This is a genomic window from Spirosoma sp. KCTC 42546, assembly GCF_006965485.1.
Taxonomy (GTDB): domain Bacteria; phylum Bacteroidota; class Bacteroidia; order Cytophagales; family Spirosomataceae; genus Spirosoma.
Window position 1 is genome coordinate 7864711 of record NZ_CP041360.1, and the last position, 18553, is coordinate 7883263.

Annotated in this window: 15 protein-coding genes; 5 read left to right on the forward strand and 10 right to left on the reverse strand. The window is 46.4% G+C overall.

From position 1 onward, the window contains the following. Window positions 1–106: 106 nt before the first annotated feature. Window positions 107–1840: an amidohydrolase gene (locus EXU85_RS31970; protein ID WP_142775967.1), complete on the reverse strand. Its 1734-nt coding sequence runs from the start codon at window positions 1838–1840 to the stop codon at window positions 107–109. A 49-nt stretch (window positions 1841–1889) separates the two neighbouring features. After that, the gene (locus tag EXU85_RS31975) at window positions 1890–3590 is read right to left on the reverse strand and encodes an amidohydrolase (protein ID WP_142775968.1); all 1701 of its coding nucleotides are present in this window, start codon (window positions 3588–3590) and stop codon (window positions 1890–1892) included. 306 nt (window positions 3591–3896) lie between these two features. Here EXU85_RS31975 and EXU85_RS31980 point away from each other — a divergent pair, with 306 nt between their 5' ends. Together EXU85_RS31980 and EXU85_RS31985 are read left to right on the forward strand one after the other, a co-directional pair. Continuing rightward, the gene (locus EXU85_RS31980; protein WP_142775969.1) at window positions 3897–5114 is read left to right on the forward strand and encodes an NADP-dependent isocitrate dehydrogenase; all 1218 of its coding nucleotides are present in this window, start codon (window positions 3897–3899) and stop codon (window positions 5112–5114) included. A 164-nt stretch (window positions 5115–5278) separates the two neighbouring features. Next, a complete protein-coding gene (locus tag EXU85_RS31985) occupies window positions 5279–5686 on the forward strand; it encodes a Dabb family protein (RefSeq protein ID WP_142775970.1) in 408 nt (135 codons plus the stop codon). An 85-nt stretch (window positions 5687–5771) separates the two neighbouring features. Here the strand turns inward: EXU85_RS31985 and EXU85_RS31990 are convergent, their stop codons facing one another. The 4 genes from EXU85_RS31990 to EXU85_RS32005 form a co-directional block, all read right to left on the reverse strand. Beyond that, window positions 5772–6707, reverse strand: a complete 936-nt coding sequence (locus tag EXU85_RS31990) for a carbon-nitrogen hydrolase family protein (RefSeq protein ID WP_142775971.1) — start codon at window positions 6705–6707, stop codon at window positions 5772–5774. Between the two features lie 109 nt (window positions 6708–6816). After that, complete coding sequence (locus EXU85_RS31995) at window positions 6817–9051, reverse strand: S9 family peptidase (RefSeq protein WP_142775972.1); 2235 nt, start codon at window positions 9049–9051, stop codon at window positions 6817–6819. Between the two features lie 115 nt (window positions 9052–9166). Next, complete coding sequence (locus tag EXU85_RS32000; protein ID WP_142775973.1) at window positions 9167–9751, reverse strand: YcxB family protein; 585 nt, start codon at window positions 9749–9751, stop codon at window positions 9167–9169. A 127-nt stretch (window positions 9752–9878) separates the two neighbouring features. Continuing rightward, on the reverse strand, window positions 9879–10283 hold the full coding sequence (locus tag EXU85_RS32005; RefSeq protein WP_142775974.1) for a DUF4783 domain-containing protein: 405 nt from the start codon (window positions 10281–10283) through the stop codon (window positions 9879–9881). Window positions 10284–10418: 135 nt separating this feature from the next. On the opposite strand from EXU85_RS32005, the gene EXU85_RS32010 reads away from it, so the two are divergent. After that, entirely contained in the window at window positions 10419–10931 is a 513-nt protein-coding gene (locus EXU85_RS32010) for a phosphoribosyltransferase family protein (protein WP_142775975.1), read from the forward strand. A gap of 72 nt (window positions 10932–11003) precedes the next feature. Here EXU85_RS32010 and EXU85_RS35575 read toward each other — a convergent pair whose 3' ends face one another. Both EXU85_RS35575 and EXU85_RS32015 read right to left on the reverse strand, forming a co-directional pair. Next, window positions 11004–11180 (reverse strand): hypothetical protein, encoded by a 177-nt coding sequence (locus EXU85_RS35575; RefSeq protein WP_168207904.1) that lies wholly within the window; start codon window positions 11178–11180, stop codon window positions 11004–11006. 94 nt (window positions 11181–11274) lie between these two features. Then, window positions 11275–14292 carry a DEAD/DEAH box helicase gene (locus tag EXU85_RS32015; RefSeq protein WP_142775976.1) on the reverse strand — a complete coding sequence of 1006 codons (3018 nt, stop codon included), beginning with the start codon at window positions 14290–14292 and terminating at the stop codon, window positions 11275–11277. A gap of 371 nt (window positions 14293–14663) precedes the next feature. On the opposite strand from EXU85_RS32015, the gene EXU85_RS32020 reads away from it, so the two are divergent. Further along, a complete protein-coding gene (locus tag EXU85_RS32020; protein WP_142775977.1) occupies window positions 14664–15155 on the forward strand; it encodes a low affinity iron permease family protein in 492 nt (163 codons plus the stop codon). Between the two features lie 78 nt (window positions 15156–15233). Here the strand turns inward: EXU85_RS32020 and EXU85_RS32025 are convergent, their stop codons facing one another. Next, window positions 15234–15764: a hypothetical protein gene (locus tag EXU85_RS32025; RefSeq protein WP_168207905.1), complete on the reverse strand. Its 531-nt coding sequence runs from the start codon at window positions 15762–15764 to the stop codon at window positions 15234–15236. Window positions 15765–16072: 308 nt separating this feature from the next. Continuing rightward, window positions 16073–16999, reverse strand: coding sequence for a hypothetical protein (locus EXU85_RS32030; RefSeq protein WP_142775979.1), 927 nt, complete (start codon window positions 16997–16999; stop codon window positions 16073–16075). A gap of 485 nt (window positions 17000–17484) precedes the next feature. Between EXU85_RS32030 and EXU85_RS32035 the strand changes: the two genes are divergently transcribed. After that, window positions 17485–18510, forward strand: a complete 1026-nt coding sequence (locus tag EXU85_RS32035; RefSeq protein ID WP_142775980.1) for a rod shape-determining protein — start codon at window positions 17485–17487, stop codon at window positions 18508–18510. Window positions 18511–18553 lie beyond the last annotated feature (43 nt).

Sequence of the window (18553 nt, forward strand, 5' to 3'; positions counted from 1 at the left end):
TTTACTTTCTGTCATTTCGACGCCAGAAGGAATCTCAAGCTTGACTAATAGAGGAGCTTGAGATTCCTTCTGGCGTCGAAATGACAGAAAAAATACATTGATAAGACTATTCTGACCGTGACGATCCTACTTTCGATGCCGACGATTTTTCCTTTTCTTTCTCTTTTTCAATTACCTTTTTCACAGCTTCCCGCTGATCGTCACGTACAGTTGGATAGGTGATGCCCAACTGCTCTAAGTACGTTTTGTATTTGCTCGGATCATAGTAAAATTTCTCCAGCTTGGGCTTGAACTCGGCCATGATCTTCTTGTTCAGGTAAATGGCTGGTTGCTCCTTCGGCGAAATCAGCGGCTCGTACTTGATGTCTTTGGTCTGTTCGTCTTTGTAATACGCCCAGGATTCTTTGATCAACTCAGGCTTCATTAACAAATCCAGCAAGGTCATCGCTTCGGCTTTCGCGCCATACACAATCCCTTTGTGGGCGATCGGCGTAGCCATCGAAATAGCGTTAGCCCAGTGGTGACCCGGCAGACCCGGAATGTTGCTCGGATAGCGTAATACGATAGTCGGCAACGACCAGGAGATATCGGCAATGTCATCTGAACCACCGCCCATAGGGGTCATAGCTTGTCCACCCATCATCACTACGGGTGCTGAGGACGTAGGCATACCCATCGAATCCAGCTTCATGGCTAAACCTTCCGTTTTAGGAGCCTGCAACTCGATTTGTGAGGCTCTGGCTAATAGTTGATCTTCGTCTGACCAGGTTGGCAAACCCACTTTTTTGATATTGTCATAAGCAGCCGCTGCCATGACACGGTTGGTATGTACGGGCCAGGCCGAACCTAAAATCTCGTAGGTGAACTTGGTATCGGTCATCATAGCCGCCCCTTCTGCAATCTTCACCCCTGTTTCAAAAAGCTTCTTGATTTTAGGGTAAGTACGCTCCCGGAAGTAATACCATACAGCCGCTTTGGACGGCACTACGTTCGGTTGATCGCCCCCATCGGAAATGACATAATGCGAGCGCTGAGTCAGTTCGAGGTGTTCGCGACGGAAGTTCCAGCCGATGTTCATTAACTCGACGGCATCCAGCGCACTACGACCGCGCCAGGGTGCACCCGCTGCGTGAGCCGCCTGCCCTTCAAAGTTGAACTTCACGGATACCAGACCATTGTTGCCATTATCGCCCCAGGAAACGCCCAGATTGTTACCCACGTGGGTGAAGATACAGGCATCGACATCCTTGAAATAACCATCCCGAACATAGAACGCTTTGGTACCAACCAACTCTTCGGCCACGCCCGGCCAGAGCATAAGTGTGCCGGGGATTTTCTCACGCTCCATCAATTTCTTTACCGCCAACACAGCCACGATGTTGAGTGCCTGACCCGAATTGTGGCCTTCGCCGTGACCCGGTGCCCCTTCCACGATAGGGTCTTTATAAGCTACGCCGGGCTTCTGGCTGGCCTTAGGAATACAGTCGATATCGGAGCCAACGGCAATGAGTGGTTTGCCCGATCCCCAGGTGGCGATCCAGGCCGTCGGAATACCGGAAATACCTGTCTTCACCGTAAAACCTTCTTTTTCAAGCAGACTCGTCAGATATTTAAATGACTCTTCTTCCTGGAATCCCAGTTCGGCGAAACTAAAGAGCTTATCGTTGATCTGCTGCGCCAGAACCTTGTTGGCCTCCACAGAAGCAACCGCTTCGGCTTTCAGTTTATCGAGACGGTCCGACGCTCGGTTGTCATTGGATTTAGCTGCTTTTTTTGCTTGTCCAAACAGCAAAGCAGGAGCGAGTAAAAACAGGCTCAAAAGCGTTGTACAGTGCTTCATGTTAATAAAGAGAATTGTATAGAGTTGATTGAGTTAGTTGATAAAGCCTTTATTTTCCTTTCATTTCCTTCTCTTTTTCAGCGGCTTTGGCAATAGCTGCCCGCTGATCGTCGCGTAGGGTGGGGTATTTAATACCGAGCTGTTCCAGGTACGTTTTATACTTACTGGGATCATAATAAAACTTCTCCAACTTGGGCTTAAACTCGGTCATAATCTTCTTATTCAGGTAAATGGCCGGTTGCTCCTTGGAGCTGATTAACGATTCATATTTGATGCCTTTCGTCTGTTCATCAGTATAATACGCCCAGGCATCTTTAATAATTTCAGGCTTCAACAGCATATCCAACAAGGTCATCGCTTCGGCTTTAGCGCCAGCAACAACGCCTTTATGGGCAATAGGTGTGGCCATTGAAATAGCATCGCTCCAATGGTGGCCGGGCAAGGCCGGAATATTGCTGGGATAACCCAGAACTACCGTTGGAACCGACCAGGAGATATCGGCAATATCATCCGAACCACCCGACAATGGCGTCATTGCCTGTCCACCCATCATCACCACCGGGGCTGACGAAACGGGCAAACCAACAGAATCTATTTTGGTATCCAGACCATTCGTTCTGGGCGACTGAAGTTCGCGCTGTGTGGCTTTAGCCAGTAATTGATCTTCTTCCGACCAAGTCGGCAAGCCCACTTTCTTAATATTTTCATACATAGCCGCTGCAATTGGCCGGTTAGTATGCACTGGCCAGGCCGATCCCAGAATCTCATAGGTAACTTTGGTATCGGTCATCATAGCCGCCCCTTCCGCAATCTTCTTTCCGGTCTCAAACAAGGCTTTGATTTTGGGATAGGTTCGTTCGCGGAAGTAATACCATACAGCCGCTTTAGACGGTACAACGTTAGGCTGATCGCCCCCATCGGAAATGACATAGTGCGAGCGCTGAGTCAATTCGAGGTGTTCACGACGATAGTTCCAGCCAACGTTCATTAACTCGACGGCGTCCAGCGCAGACCGACCGCGCCAGGGCGCACCCGCTGCGTGAGCCGCCTGACCTTCGAAGTTAAATTTCGCCGAAATCATCCCCGTCGTTCCATTGTCTCCCCAGGCCACACCGAAGTTACTGGCAACGTGGGTGAAAATGCAGGCATCCACATTCTTGAAATAGCCATCCCGAACGTAAAACGCTTTCGTAGCCAGTTGCTCTTCGGCAACGCCCGGCCAGAGCATGAGCGTACCGGGAATTTTCTCCCGCTCCATCAGCTTCTTTACCGCCAACACCGCCACGATGTTGAGTGCCTGACCTGAGTTATGGCCTTCGCCATGACCCGGTGCGCCTTCAACAATGGGATCTTTGTAGGCTACGCCGGGCTTCTGGCTGGCTTTGGGAATACAGTCAATATCGGAACCAACCGCGATAACGGGTTTTCCTGATCCCCAGGTGGCAATCCAGGCTGTCGGAATACCGGCAACGCCTTTCTGAATCGTAAAGCCTTCTTTTTCAAGAATTGTGGTCAAATAGGTAAATGTCTCCTCTTCCTGAAAACCTAGCTCCGAGAAACTGAAGAGCATATCGTTGATCTGCTGCGCCTGAATTTTGTTGGCCTCAACCGCAGCCACCGCTTCCTGCTTTAACTTCTCGATACGGTCCGATGGCGGGCGATCACTGGACTTTATTGCCTTTTTAGACTGCCCAAACAAGAGAGCAGGGAGCAAAAGAAGTCCAAATAAAAGATTTGTACAGTATTTCATAAATATCTCAAAATTTTATGCTGCATATCCAATAAATATTTCCTAAAAATAACGAAAAATACATATTAACAGCTAGCACAAAACTGTATTATGTAAGAGTTAGGCGGGTTTATCAATAGCAATAAAGAAGATGAACATTACTTACTTACGGGTATAGTAAACATGGCCTCGATTTAGTCAAAAGCATATACATTTGTACGTAACACTATAGGGTTGTGGTCAAATTGATAGCACCAAGCTAATCCGTAATTCACTACTTTTGCACCCAAGTTTTGTATCGTTTTCAATCGTTTATAACCAAGTCAAATGGAAAAAATTAAGGTGGCAAATCCGGTTGTCGAACTGGATGGCGACGAAATGACCCGTATCATCTGGAAGTTCATTAAAGATAAGCTGATTCTGCCCTACGTCGACGTTGACATTAAATACTACGATCTAGGCATCGAGTACCGCGACGAAACCAACGATCAGGTAACGATTGATGCGGCCAATGCCATTAAAGAGTACGGTGTGGGTATCAAATGTGCCACCATCACTCCCGATGAAGACCGGGTTAAAGAGTTCAATCTGAAGCAGATGTGGAAGTCGCCGAACGGCACGATCCGCAATATTCTGGACGGTACCGTATTCCGCGAGCCGATTGTGATGAACAACGTGCCCCGTTTGGTTACCAACTGGAAATACCCCATTATCGTTGGTCGGCACGCGTTTGGTGATCAGTACCGGGCAACCGATTTCCTGGTACCAGGCAAGGGTAAACTGACTATGAAGTTCGAAGGCGAAGACGGAACTGTTCTGGAATATGACGTCTTCAAATTCCCAGGTGCCGGTGTAGCGATGGGTATGTATAACCTGGACGAATCGATCCGTGGTTTTGCAAAAGCCTGTTTCAACATGGCGTTGCAGAAAAACTGGCCGTTATATCTGTCGACCAAAAACACGATCCTAAAAAAATACGACGGTCGTTTCAAAGATATTTTCCAGGAAATCTACGACGCTGAATTCGCGGGCAAAGTTCATTACGAACACCGTTTGATCGACGACATGGTTGCTTCTGCGCTGAAATGGGAAGGGAACTTTGTGTGGGCCTGCAAAAACTACGATGGCGACGTTCAGTCGGATACCGTAGCGCAAGGCTTTGGCTCGCTGGGTCTGATGACATCGGTACTGGTTACGCCCGATGGCGATACAATGGAGGCAGAAGCCGCCCACGGTACCGTTACGCGTCACTACCGCGAATACCAGAAAGGGAACAAAACCTCAACCAACCCAATTGCTTCGATCTATGCCTGGACACGTGGTCTGGCTTTCCGGGGTAAACTGGATGGTAATCAGGCGTTGATCGACTTCGCTAATGCACTCGAAGCGGTTTGCGTTGAAACCGTTGAAAGCGGCAAAATGACGAAGGATTTGGCCTTATCAGCCTACCCAGCAGGTACCAAACTGACGGCTGGTGAGCATTACATGAACACCGAAGACTTCCTGGACGCGCTGGATGAGAATCTGAAAGCGAAACTAGCTTAACCGGGATTTAGCTGATTAAACTGATTTTTATGATTTTGTAAGTCGACTACATTGCAATCAAAATCAGCTTAATCAGTTCAATCACAAAAATCCCGGTTCAGACAAAGTGCCACTCAGTAGGGTGGCACTTCTTTTTTCTTTGCCATCCAAACTCTTTATTCTTTATGAAACACGTTCTCACCCTTGTTGCATTAGCGCTGCTATCTGTCACAACATACGCTCACACGCCTGCTGGCGATCCACCTGTAAAAACAATGAAATCAAACTCTGTTCAGCACATTGTACTGTTTAAGTTCAAGCCCGAAACAACGGCTGCGAAAGTGAACGAAATCGTGGCTGCTTTTGAAGCGCTGCCATCGCAAATAAAGGAGATCAAAGGATTTAAGTGGGGCACGAATAACAGCCCTGAAAAACTGAATAAAGGCCTGACCCACGCGTTCATTCTAACCTTCGATAACGAGAAAGACCGGGATGCGTACCTGCCCCATCCAGCCCACAAAAAATTTGGCACCATCGTTGGCCCCTGGCTAGCCGAAGTAACCGTAGTCGACTTTACCGACCAGGCGAAATAAGCGTCAACTAAACGATTGGGAATTGCTGACTGAACGGGTTTGACATATGCCATATCTCCAAAGATATGGCATATGTCAAACCCGTTCAGTCAGCAATTTTCTGTATTGGAGGCTGGTTTGTAACGGTCAGGTTAAACACATCATTTCGGGCGTAATGACCGACGCAATCGAAGTCTAGTTTGCTTTTCGCCAATACAGAGAAATCCAGATCGGCAATCAATAAACCTTCCTGATCCCAGAGTGGACCCGCTAGTAATTCGCCCATCGGCGAGATAATAACGCTACCTCCCCTACTCATAATGGTGGGCTCATCGACCAGATCGGCCTGGTAGCGGTCGGGGTAATCAGCTTTTGTAACAAATTGATTACTGGCCAGCACGAAGCACCGACCTTCCAGCGCAATATGCTGCATGGTTGCCTGCCAGGAGTCGCGGGCATCGGCCGTTGGGGCCAGGTAAATTTCGATGCCTTGCTGATAGAGGGCCGTTCGGGCCAATGGCATGTAGTTTTCCCAACAGATGAGTCCGCCTAGTTTGCCAACTTCCGTATCAAAACTAACCAGGGTACTCCCATCGCTTTCGCCCCAGATGTAGCGTTCCAGGCCGGTTGGTTTTAGTTTTCGGTGCTTCCCCAGTAAGCGACCATCTTTCCCAAAATAAAGCAGCGCACAATGGAGCGTTCCACCAACGGGCTCTTTTTCGGTTACGCCCAGCGCCACAAACAGGTTTGCTTTTTTTACCGCTTCCTGTATTCGCCGGGTTTGTACCGAGTCAACTTCCAGACTGTTTGCCCAATAATCAAGCCAGACAGAACGGCCTTTCTCAGTGCGTCGGCCAACGATGGCGTCGAACGTTAGTCCACGTGGATAACAGGGAATAAATGATTCAGGAAACAGCACTAACTGGCAATCTGCCTGAACTGCTTTTTCAATCCAGTCGATAACCAGATCGACACTTTTTTCTAAGTCAAACAAGGCTGGTGTTGCCTGAACGACACCTACTCGTATAGATTTGAAGTTCATTGGTTTGCTCAAAAAAGGGGAACAAGGAGGAAGGAGAAGAGAGGGAGAAAAGGAGATTTACACTATAGGGACCTTCGTCCCTTTCTTCCCTCTCCTCCTTCCTCCCTTTCTATAAATTCTTTTCTACAAAATCAGTCATCATCTGATAGAGATGCAAGCGTGTGTTGCCTCCATAGATACCATGATTGCGGTTGGGGTAATAGAACGACTGAAACTGTTTTCCGGCATCAATCAGGGCATTTTCGAAAGCTATGGAATTCTGAAAATGCACATTATCATCACCAGTGCCGTGTACCAGCAGATATGGGCCATGCAGTTTAGCCGCATGCGTTACGGGCGAATTATCGTCGTAACCAGCCGCATTTTCCTGCGGCCGTTTGAGGTAACGCTCGGTATAAATGGTATCGTAGAAACGCCAGTTTGTAACGGGCGATACCGAAATACCTGCCTTGAAAACGTCGGCACCAAGCGTCATACAGAGAGCTGTCATGTAGCCACCGTAACTCCATCCCCAGATTCCAACACGGTTCGGGTCAACATAAGGCAGCGTTTTCAGGTAGCGGGCAGCCGCGATCTGGTCTTCGGTTTCAAGTTTGCCCAGTTGGGCGTACGTGGAGGTGCGAAAGGCCGTTCCCCGCCCACCTGTGCCGCGCCCATCTACCGACACAATAATATAGCCTTTCTGCAACAGCGTTTGGTACCAGAAAAAATCGCGGCTATCCCACTCGTTCTTGACCGTCTGCGAACCGGGTCCGCCGTAAACGAACATCAATACTGGATGCTTTTTCGTACCTGTACTATCAACGTTGGCCGGTTTAATCATCCACCCGTTCAGAGGAGTACCATCAGCCGCTTTTGTCTGAAAAAACTGTTTCGGCCTAATGGAAAAAGAGGCCAAACGAGATTTCAATGCATCGTTGCTCTCCAGAATACGTAGGTCGTTGGTGGTTTTGGTATCGCGCAGGCTCACGGTTACAGGCGAATCCGCTGCTGTATGATAGAGTAAATAGTAGCTGAAGTCAGGACTAAAATTGGCGGTGTATGTACCCGGTTTCTCTGATAACTGTTGCTTGTTCTGTCCATCCAGCCCAATACGATACAAATGCCGTTCGAGTGGAGAGGCTTCGGTCGATGTGAAAAAAATCGTGCCACTTTTCTCATCTATACCCGATACGGTTGCCACCTCAAAGTTGCCCGACGTAATGGGCCGGATGAGTTTACCATTCACATCATACAGATAGAGATGTTTGTAGCCACTCCGTTCGCTGCTCCAGATAAACGACTTGCCATCGTTCAGGTAAGTCAAGTCATCCGTAAATTCCAGATCGACATAGGTAGGCCGGTCCGGCGTTCCGGGCGTCTCGGTCAATACCGTTTGGGCTTGCCCGGTTGTGGCACTCACATGGAGCAAATCGAGTTTATTCTGGAGCCGGTTCATCCGCCGAACCGAGAGCAGGTTAGCGTTCTTTGTCCACTGAATACGGGGTAAATAGATATCCGTCTCCGACGGTCGGGATACCGCATCACCGACGCTTCGGCCGGTTTGCGCCTTTACTTTTTTGCCCGTCAGCACTTCGGCAATCCAAACCGACACCAGCGAGTTAGCTTCGCCCGCCTTGGGATATTTAAAGCGATATTCGACCGGATACAAGCCTCCCCATAGTTGCATATCGTATTCGGGTACGCGGCTTTCGTCGAACCGAATCCAGGCCAGTCGCTTGCTATCCGGCGACCATTCAAAGGCACGTGCCATACTGAACTCTTCCTCATAAACCCAGTCGGCACCGCCATTGATGATGGCATTCCGTTTACCATCCGATGTCAGTTTTGTTTCTTTACCCGTAGCTAGTTCTACAACAAACAAGTTGTTGTCCCGAACAAAAGCGACCCGTTTACCGTCGGGAGAGAAAGTAGCATACTGTTGCTTACCAGCTCGACTAAGCGGGGCTAGCTGTTTTGTAAGGAGGTTATAGATATAAAACTCCGCCTTGCTCGACCGACGATAAATTGGCTCTTCTTCTGTTGTTAACAGCAGTTTTCGTTCATCAAATGATAACTGATACCCATCGATATGAATGGCTTTACCCGTTAGGTTAGCCTGTCGTTCATCGAACAGCGTTTCAACTGGTAAGCCCGTGGTAATGTTGAACTTAACAATTTTACCAGCATCCAGGGTCGTATAAAACCCGCCGGATTTCATCCAATTGACAGCCTCAACCGTGCGCTGAGTGAAGGCACCTGCATTACGTCCCCATATGTCATCGAGCGTAACTGGTTTTTTCGTTTGCCCAAATGCCGACCCGGCAAGTAGAAATAGAGCCACTAAAACGCGCGAATTTTTCATGCGTGTAAGCCAGTTTATACCATTGGTGCAAACACTGAGCCACAGAGAACACAGAGTAACCGTCAATACGGCTTTTCTTTGTGTTCTCTGTGGCTCAGTGTTCAATAAGAAAAAACTATTTTACCGCTTCGGCGGTAACGCTGCCGGGAATCAATCCTTTGCGTTTCAGGAGCGCATCCGTGAACCGCAGATCGTTATCGCTGGTGAAGATATTGAATGGCAGGTATAGAAATTGCGCTTTGGATAATCCCTTCGTAACAGTTTTAGCAATCCAGTTTGCTTTCACATTTGCCATGGCTTCTGAATTATCAAGGAAAATGATATAAGCGTCTTTGTCTTTGATAACGCTATCAATCTGACTCCATTTCAAAATGCCACCCTCTTTGGCATTGATGCGCATCAGAATCTGGCGACTGTCAATTTCATACACATACTTCTGAAACAGCGCCTTACTTTGCTCCATTTGCGCAATGCCCGTAATCTGAACGGCCCAGAACAGGACATACAGAATTGTAAGCACAACAACCACGATGTAAATCCAATAGTTGGGATAGGCTTTTGTCAGGTTCAGAACAACGTTCAACAGAATTAGCGCCAGGGGCACAAATCCCCATTTCCAGTTCTCTTTCACCCATTGACGCAGGGCGATATTGATGTACGTTTTTTGGTCTAATGCGTACTTTTTAGTCTTAACAATCATAGTACCTCTACATGAAAGTGCAAAGATACAGGGGATTTACAATGTATGATGTAGAATGTAGGATATATGATGTAGGATATAGAGCATTTTGCGATACATCTTACATCATATATCCTACATTCTACACTTACTCCTTCCTAAAGTGTAGGGCATTAATGACGTAGTGCTGATCAGGGGTCTGGCGCATTAACACGTAAACCGAAAATGTCTGGCCGTCGGTTTCGTACGTACCGGTACTGTATCGTAACCGATCCGAAGCACCCCGATACACAAACTGAAAGCGATGAGGAGGGTATTTTCGAAAAAAAGATCGTAAAATCAGTTCGGCATGAGTGGCCTGAACCGCCGAGAATTCAACCTTTTCGGTATCAATGACCAGTTCTATCGTTTTCGCAAAACGGGCTGATAACCCGCTGGCATCCCCACTGCGTAACGATACACCAACTGTCTGTATGATATCGGTCTCTGTAGTAGATCTGCCGGGGAGTATCCAGATAAACAAACCAAAAATAAAACTGATAAACGTGTGCATAATTGCTTAAAGCAGATACCGTTTTGTACGACTAGTGGCGAAAATTGTGCCAACTAACCAGCGCTGCGAGTTATTTCGCCGACTAGCGGCTTTTTTGCCATCTTTGCAGTACTAATTCGTTTTCCCGATTCGTGCATGAACACCGTCCAGTCAACATTTATCCTGAATGCAGAGCAGATTCACCAGAAAATCAGGCGAATAGCGTTTCAGATTTACGAAAATAACTTTGAAGAGACTGCCCTGCTGCTGGCAGGCATTTCGGGGGAGGGATACGTACTGGCAGAAGCATTGGCACGTGAATTGCAAACAATAGCGCCTTTTTCAGTTGAATTGATTCAACTGAATTTAGATAAGTCGCAGATGGCGCAACCCGTTGTTCATCATGACCGCTCTGCTGCCGACTTCACTGATAAGGTAGTTATAATCGTAGACGACGTGTTATATACAGGCCGGACATTGGCCTTTAGCCTGCAGCCATTTCTGAGTGTGCCCATCCGCAAATTACAGGTAGCCGTTCTGATTGATCGTAATCACCCGCGCTACCCAGTTGCCGCCGATTATAAAGGATATGAATTAAGCACCACCTTAACCGAACATGTAGATGTTGTGCTGAGTGATCAGGAGCGAATAGGGGTGTATCTGAGGTGATAAGTTAGTAAGTTAGAAGTGGCTGACGCAGATATTGCTCTCGCGTCAGCCACTTCTAACTTACCACCTGTCTTACGCTTTCGTTCCCCGAATCAGGCTAATACCCGCAAAGAAGAAAATACCGCCCAGAATAAGGTAGACAAACGAAGCCTGTGCTACTCCTCCTTTTGTAAAATCAATACCTCCATAAATCAGACCGCCCAAACCGAGCAATGTGAGAATGATGCCGAATATGCTTTTAACGTTCATACGTTGAGTTATTTATCGTGAATGATAGATTACCAGACAGATAACTAACGTAAGTCCATATCGTCCCGCAGAATCCCTGATTTTATTTTGGGTACTACTCCAGCAAGACCATAATATCCTCGCGGGTAAGCGACTTCATAAAGGTTTCTTCGGTTGAAATCAGGCTCCCGGCGAGTTGTTGCTTGGCACGTTGCAAGGAAAGTATCTTTTCTTCGACGGTGTTTTTGGCAATGAATTTGTACGTGAACACCGTTTTTTGCTGACCAATCCGGTGCGCCCGGTCAACGGCCTGAGCCTCGATGGCCGGATTCCACCAGGGATCCAGAATAAACACGTAATCGGCAGCGGTTAGATTATGGCCTAGCCCACCGGCTTTTAGCGAAATCAGAAATAATTTCACCGAATCGTCGGTCTGAAACAGTTGGACCTGGCTCTGTCGATCCGTCGTTGAACCATCCAGGTAGGCATATTTGATCTTCTTTTCTTTCAGATACTGCTGTACAACGTTGAGGTGCTTAATGAATTGACTAAAGACCAGCACCTTATGATTTTCGGTCATAGCGCTCTCCAGGCGCATCAGCACATCATCTAATTTCCCTGAATCACCCTCATAATCGGCATCGACCATACGGGGGTGGTTGGCAATCTGCCGGAGTTTGGTCAGGCCCTGGAGCACAATCATCTGCGACTTCGCCATTCCTTCCTCTTCAATATGCTCCAGAATCAGGTTCCGATAATAGGATTTGGCTTCCTCATACTGGGTTTCCTGGTCGGGTGTCATTTCGCAATAAAGCACACTTTCGACTTTTTCGGGCAAATCTGTTGCCACTTGCGCCTTGTTACGCCGAAGCATGAATGGCTTGATCAGACTGTACAATCGTCCTGTTTTAGCATCGTCATGACGCTTCTCGATGGGTATCTGAAACTCATTCCGAAAGAATGATTGGCTACCCAGCAAGCCGGGATTGATAAACGACATTTGCGACCAAAGATCGAGCGTACTGTTTTCGAGCGGGGTACCGGTCAGAATGAGTCGAAACGCCGTATTGAGCTGCCTAACGGCTTTGGTGATGTGCGATGAAGGATTTTTAATCGCCTGAGATTCATCCAGAATAACATAATTAAATCGGTAATTGCTCAACAGATCAATGTCGATCCGTACAATGCCGTAGGATGTCAGAATCAGGTCGTAATCATCAAACTGGGCTGTATTTTTATCCCGATAGGTACCCGTATATACCATAATACGCAGATCAGGCGTAAACTTACGGGCTTCAAGTTCCCAGTTATACAGTAAGGATGTCGGCATTACGAGCAAACTGGGCTCTATAACGCCAGCTTCCTTTTGGCCCTGGAGCATAGCCAGGGTCATAACGGTTTTTCCTAAACCCATATCATCGGCCAAACACCCACCAAAGCGATATTGCCGCAGGAAATTCATCCAATCATAGCCCGCCTGCTGATACGGTCGCAAGGTGCCACGAAATCGGTGCGGCAACGGGAATTGTTCAATTTCCTCAAAATCGCGCAACCGTTCAAGCTTACGACTGATCACGGTTGTGGCCAGATTATCGCTTTCCAGTTCCTGCACCAGGGCGAGGTGGTGCTTTTGCAGCACTAACCGCGCATCGTCCGAATCACTATCGTCGAGCTGTTCTATAAACCCGAACAATTCTGAATACTTCGTAAACCAGGCATCCGGAATAACGGCCACTTCGCCGTTGGGCAGGGTGAACTCGTGTTTCTTGTTCAGGATGAGTTTCCGCAGTTTCAGGAAAGGGATCTCAAACTCACCAAAGCGCACGTTTGCATAAATATCGAACCAATCGCGGCTCTCCTGAATCGATACATCAATACTTGAATAGCCCAGAAAATACCGTTTTGTATCCTGTGCATCCTGCCTGAGGAGAAAACCCGTTTCCTCTAACTGCCTGCCATGATTCGATAGCCACGAAAAAGCCTCCGTTTTGGGAAGAGCCAGTCGGCCCTGGCGTAGGTCCAGACCCGCATCACGCAGAAAAGTCAGCTTTTGCCGCTCTAGGCGCTGATCTCTGCGAATTTTATGAAAAATATACTCGTCGTTTTTCTTCTCTACACTTACGTTGGCCGACGGGCCGAAATTATCGAACCGGAATGTAAAATCCCCATATTGAAACGCCAGATCAAACATGATCCGCTGACTATGCTCATCCTCACTACCCATCGTATCAACATCATCCGAGTCCGACTGAAACAGGGCGACCGGCACTGGACGATTTGCCTGCACAACTTCCGAAACGGTCAGAACAGGCACTGGTGCCATCACCTCAGCCCGAATTTCGAACCCTTTGGCATATACGTCATATGAGGCAATTAGTTGTGCAACAAACCGCTCGTAATACTGCTGTTCGAGGTTACGGGGAATAACGATGTGGTTTTTCGTGAAGAAGGGCCGCAGCTTTTTACCATCGACATTTTTACTGAAATGATAGAGCCGGTTACCCACCATCATATAGGCAGGCTCGTCGCAAATCATCAGCGCATCCTTAAACTGAAACTCGACGCGTTCCGTTTCGGTGGATTGGGTAGCTTCTCCAGCCCCATTTTGACGCGATCCGATGGGATAACGAATGATCGGGAAATAGTGTGTCGAATCACTGTTGCGGATGAAATGGAAATGAACCCGTGCTGGTTCGGGCATCCAGTTGATGGCCTGCCAGGCGGGATTCCCGTCGTTACCCATTATATAAAATGGCTTACCGGGCAGCAGGGCCATTACCTTCGCTTTTATAGTCTCTAAATAGGCCCCTATTGCCTCCTGAACGAGCTTATCGCCTTTTTGGGAGTCATATATTTTCAGAAAAAAATCAACGGCAGGGAGTTTACGGGTATTAAACTTCTTAACAATAGTATCCTGCTGAATACTGTCGATGAGTTTAACCAGTTCAAAATCACGTTCATCTAAGCCTTTGGCAAATTCACTAACATTCTGGGTCGATAATGTTTGATTTTGAAGCGTCAGCTCACCCCGGCTATTACGTTGTACAACGAAAGCCTCTATTAAATAGCCCAGAAACTCGTGATTCAGCAACGAATACACGATTTGAAACGGTTGCAAAGGCGAAACTTTCATGCAGCATAGGCATTCATGACCAATCCTTTCAGGGCTGGGCAGAATGACAAAAAAAGGTGAACAACTCTTTGAAACGGGTGGATGAATAAGTTAACAAACAGGACAAAAACAAGACAAAAGCATTCATAATGAATACTTTATATGCAATCCACATTTATCAACGGTTTCAAATATACGAATCAATGCAAAATGTACAAGTAGTAATTTGGCAAAAAAGAGAAACCAGTAGCACCCGCATCCGAAAGTTATTATCCGGTAGAAAGCTATCCAACTCAAAGATGGTTAATACCCGATTAAACCGATCCTAGCCACCAACTTTATCACCCATTGCTGGTTATTCATCCTAATCATAGCTATACACTACAGAAATTATGGGAACGCAGCAACCAGCTCCAGCCAACTCTGTCTCAAAAGGCTTTTTTGAGAAATTTTCATCGGCAGTAACCAAAGCAACGGGTAGCTCAGCTGCTTTTATCATAGCCTTTTTAACGGTCATTGTCTGGGCCATAACAGGGCCCTTTTTTCACTATTCGGAGAATTGGCAACTGGTTATCAACACGGGTACAACCATCGTTACGTTCCTGATGGTCTTTTTGATTCAGAAAGCCCAGAATAAAGAGTCGATGTCGGTGCAGTTAAAACTAAACGAACTCATAGCTGCCACAAAGGGCGCCAGTAACCGCCTGGTATCGGTCGAGAACCTGACCGAAGAGGAATTGCAGGTCTTACAAAAGCACTACGAAACGATGGCCGAAATAACCAAACAGGCCTCCGACCTCCGGCAATCGCACTCCGTTGAAGAAGCCATAAAAGATACAGCCGAGAAATTAGAAGAAGATTCAGAAACAGGGCATATGTTGTAAAGCCCTCAACATCTTTACTCGTAAGCAGGTAGCAAAGTAGGCAGGTTATTCCCGCCCACCTTGCTCTGTCTTAATCATTTACAAGCAGTTATAAAGATAATATGGGCGTACATTGGCCCTAATCCCCCGAAGTTCCCCATCATAGTTTCCACCTATCAGATCACAATACAGAGCCTTAATAAACGGCTTACCGTTCTGCACAACTATTAGCTCAATAACCTGCTGTTGCCAGTCGCAAATAAACAAATAGGCATCATGACGGTACGAAAGAGCAGGATTTTTCGTACCATCCTGTAATAATAATTTGGCATTGGGGTAGCCAAAACAGAACCGCTTATATCCAGGCTGCTCAAAATAAAGGCTTGTCAGGTTCTGTTTCCCATTACTTAACGTATAGAAGGCTTGCCGTTGATAGCTATTTTTTACGATATCGTGCGATTCGACAACGTAGAAAAATAGCATTCCCTTAGGGTTCTGATAGACGCTTAGCCCCCTATACCCTTTAGGATTCCAGACGGCCACGCAATCAATGCGACTTCGACTGTTAATCTTGTAGGCGGTCCGGACTGAGTGAGGTAAACTCTCAAAGCGATAATAAGCCGTTATCATTGATACTTCCCTCCTTTCTGCCCGGCCAATAGCCATTTCATACGGGCTAACAGTTGCCCATGCTCCTGTAATTGCTGGCTGAGATCAGCCTCGCTCATTGTAATTGTATCCATCTTTCAGACGGGTTAAAACGTGTGAAAAAATGGACTTGCAAGCCCGGTTAACTAAACAATGTTATAACGAGAGCAAAGAAAATAGAAAAAATCCCATAAAAAGCAAATGTGCACACCACAGATAAACAAATGTTAGGTAACTAACTATATATCAACGAAATAAATTAAAGCTTGGGGGCACGAACAACCTATTTTTTACTTAATTTCACTTAAAACTTTACTTATATAGGCAAACTCAGGTGTTTTAACTTCTTTCTTTCTTAATCTATATGCCGTTGCATTTAAGTTTTTTATAGTGATGATATTGCCTTGTTTACTACAAAACATCAGCCTATTGTCAAGCACAGCTCTCCAGTCACGATTACCTATAAATTTCTTTTCCTCACTTAAGGAAAAGAGATACACAAGAGCTTCTGTACTACCTATCCAGATTATATTACCCGGTGAACTTGAGCTTAATATTATTAAAACATCATTTAAGTCTGTTCCTCTTATAAAGAACTTTTTAAGTGATCTAATAAGGGTATTCAACTTCTTTCTAGACAATGACCACGCTAGAACATCCTCGTATAATGAATAACGATGTTCCCATGTACGCTTTAAGGTTCCTTTGTATCTGCATATTTTTTGTAGAAAGACGATTTCCCTGTAGCAATCGTCAAGGTATAATTTCCAACGTATTAAATACATTAGTCTTTCATCTATACCATAAGCAGATGAAAGATTTAGATTACTAGGCAGGTAATCGCATTTACTTAACGTTAAATAAACATCACGTCTGGATAATTCAAATATACGTCTACCCATTTCTTTCAAATCGGGGGTAAAATACCTATTACTTAAAGAGCTTCCTTTTAATAAATATGTTAAGACGTCTTTATAGAGCCTAAGAATATTTTTCCTTTCATCTAAAGACATTTCTTCCAATTCAAGCACAATACTTCCTATATAATCATCTGGAAAACGCCATTCCCGATAATACGTGTAGCATAGTTCAAGAAACTCCTTTGGTGAACTTATCATAGGCAAGCATACCTCACCCTCTGCGCAAATTATATTATTTACTTTAACTACATACTTTACTAGCTCATCATGTTCCATCTTGCTTACTACTTGTTTCATAGCTCTATTTCAGGCAAGCGATTAACAGCATTTTGTTTCAGCACATACGTTAGAGCATGCTCCAGACTGGCATGGCCTAACACGTAAAAACCGTTTTAACATCAGTCCCATAGATCAGGAGCAGGAGGTTAGCTGCAAAGGAATGACACTTTACAGGGAACATAACCATTCTGCTCAGTCCCACTCCCTTTTCTGAGTTTGACAATCACCTCCTGTCTTTGCAATTATTCAGCGGTTATAATCCATTGGTAAACATACAAATAAGGCGTAAAAGTGAGGTACAAAAACAGTAGATGACAGATTAGACACAACCTCTGGCGTGTTCAACTAAATGAAACGGAAGTCTCCAGCATCTTTCGTTCCTTTTGCTGGTACCTTTACTCCTAAGCAGGCCTCTAACGGAGATGTACTCCCCTTTATTAGTCCCCCTGGATAACCTTTCGCCATATCAGTATGGCTCACCTCGTGTTCTGCGTTACCTTACTATGGGACTTTTTAATTTTTTAACCAGTGACATTGCCATTGATCTGGGCACGGCCAATACCTTGATTATTCAGAATGATCGGATTGTAGTCGACGAACCTTCTATTATTGCCATGGACAAGATCTCCGGGAAGGTGATGGCCATTGGGCATAAGGCCATGCAAATGCATGGAAAAACCAACGAGAATATTAAAACCATTCGCCCCCTGAAAGATGGGGTGATTGCCGATTTTACAGCCGCCGAACTGATGATTCGGGGAATGGTGAAAATGCTGGAAACAGGTAGTAAGCTATTCTCCCCCTCTCACCGAATGGTTGTGTGCATTCCATCCGGTATTACTGAAGTAGAGAAACGAGCCGTAAAAGACTCCTGCGAACACGCTGGGGCCAAAGAAGTCTATCTGGTGTATGAACCTATTGCGGCTGCTATCGGCATAGGCATTGACATTACGCAACCCAACGGCACGATGATCATCGACATTGGGGGCGGCACCACGGAAATTGCCGTGATTGCGCTATCAGGAATCGTTTGTGAACAATCCATCCGCATTGCGGGCGACGTCTTCACTCGCGACATTGTCGATTACATGCGTCGGGAACACAATTTACTCATTGGCGAGCGGTCGGCGGAGCAAATCAAAATGCAGGTTGGCTCGGCTTTACCTGAACTGGCCAATCCACCTGCCGATTACGAAATCCGTGGGCGTGACCTGATGACGGGTATCCCGAAAGAAATTAAGGTAACCTATAGTGAAATTGCTTACTGTCTCGACAAATCCATTGCCAAGATCGAAGAAGCCACGATGAAGGCGCTGGAAATGGCACCACCCGAATTATCAGCCGATATCTTCACCAATGGCATTCACTTAACAGGTGGAGGTGCCTTACTACATGGCCTCGACCAGCGACTAGCCTCTAAGACAAAACTACCCATTCACGTAGCCGACGATCCACTCAAGGCGGTAGTGAAGGGAACAGGGGAGGTGATCAAGAATCTGGAGATGTACCAATCGGTTCTGATTCGCTAAGCGATTGGGCTTCCGATTCTGGTGGACCTTATTGATCCTTTTG

Coding starts and splice junctions, on each gene's coding strand:
- EXU85_RS31970 (WP_142775967.1), bottom strand. CDS start 1,840: ATGAAGCACTGTACAACGCTTTTGAGCCTGTTTTTACTCGCTCCTGCT.
- EXU85_RS31975 (WP_142775968.1), bottom strand. CDS start 3,590: ATGAAATACTGTACAAATCTTTTATTTGGACTTCTTTTGCTCCCTGCT.
- EXU85_RS31980 (WP_142775969.1), top strand. CDS start 3,897: ATGGAAAAAATTAAGGTGGCAAATCCGGTTGTCGAACTGGATGGCGAC.
- EXU85_RS31985 (WP_142775970.1), top strand. CDS start 5,279: ATGAAACACGTTCTCACCCTTGTTGCATTAGCGCTGCTATCTGTCACA.
- EXU85_RS31990 (WP_142775971.1), bottom strand. CDS start 6,707: ATGAACTTCAAATCTATACGAGTAGGTGTCGTTCAGGCAACACCAGCC.
- EXU85_RS31995 (WP_142775972.1), bottom strand. CDS start 9,051: ATGAAAAATTCGCGCGTTTTAGTGGCTCTATTTCTACTTGCCGGGTCG.
- EXU85_RS32000 (WP_142775973.1), bottom strand. CDS start 9,751: ATGATTGTTAAGACTAAAAAGTACGCATTAGACCAAAAAACGTACATC.
- EXU85_RS32005 (WP_142775974.1), bottom strand. CDS start 10,283: ATGCACACGTTTATCAGTTTTATTTTTGGTTTGTTTATCTGGATACTC.
- EXU85_RS32010 (WP_142775975.1), top strand. CDS start 10,419: ATGAACACCGTCCAGTCAACATTTATCCTGAATGCAGAGCAGATTCAC.
- EXU85_RS35575 (WP_168207904.1), bottom strand. CDS start 11,180: ATGAACGTTAAAAGCATATTCGGCATCATTCTCACATTGCTCGGTTTG.
- EXU85_RS32015 (WP_142775976.1), bottom strand. CDS start 14,292: ATGAAAGTTTCGCCTTTGCAACCGTTTCAAATCGTGTATTCGTTGCTG.
- EXU85_RS32020 (WP_142775977.1), top strand. CDS start 14,664: ATGGGAACGCAGCAACCAGCTCCAGCCAACTCTGTCTCAAAAGGCTTT.
- EXU85_RS32025 (WP_168207905.1), bottom strand. CDS start 15,764: ATGATAACGGCTTATTATCGCTTTGAGAGTTTACCTCACTCAGTCCGG.
- EXU85_RS32030 (WP_142775979.1), bottom strand. CDS start 16,999: ATGAAACAAGTAGTAAGCAAGATGGAACATGATGAGCTAGTAAAGTAT.
- EXU85_RS32035 (WP_142775980.1), top strand. CDS start 17,485: ATGGGACTTTTTAATTTTTTAACCAGTGACATTGCCATTGATCTGGGC.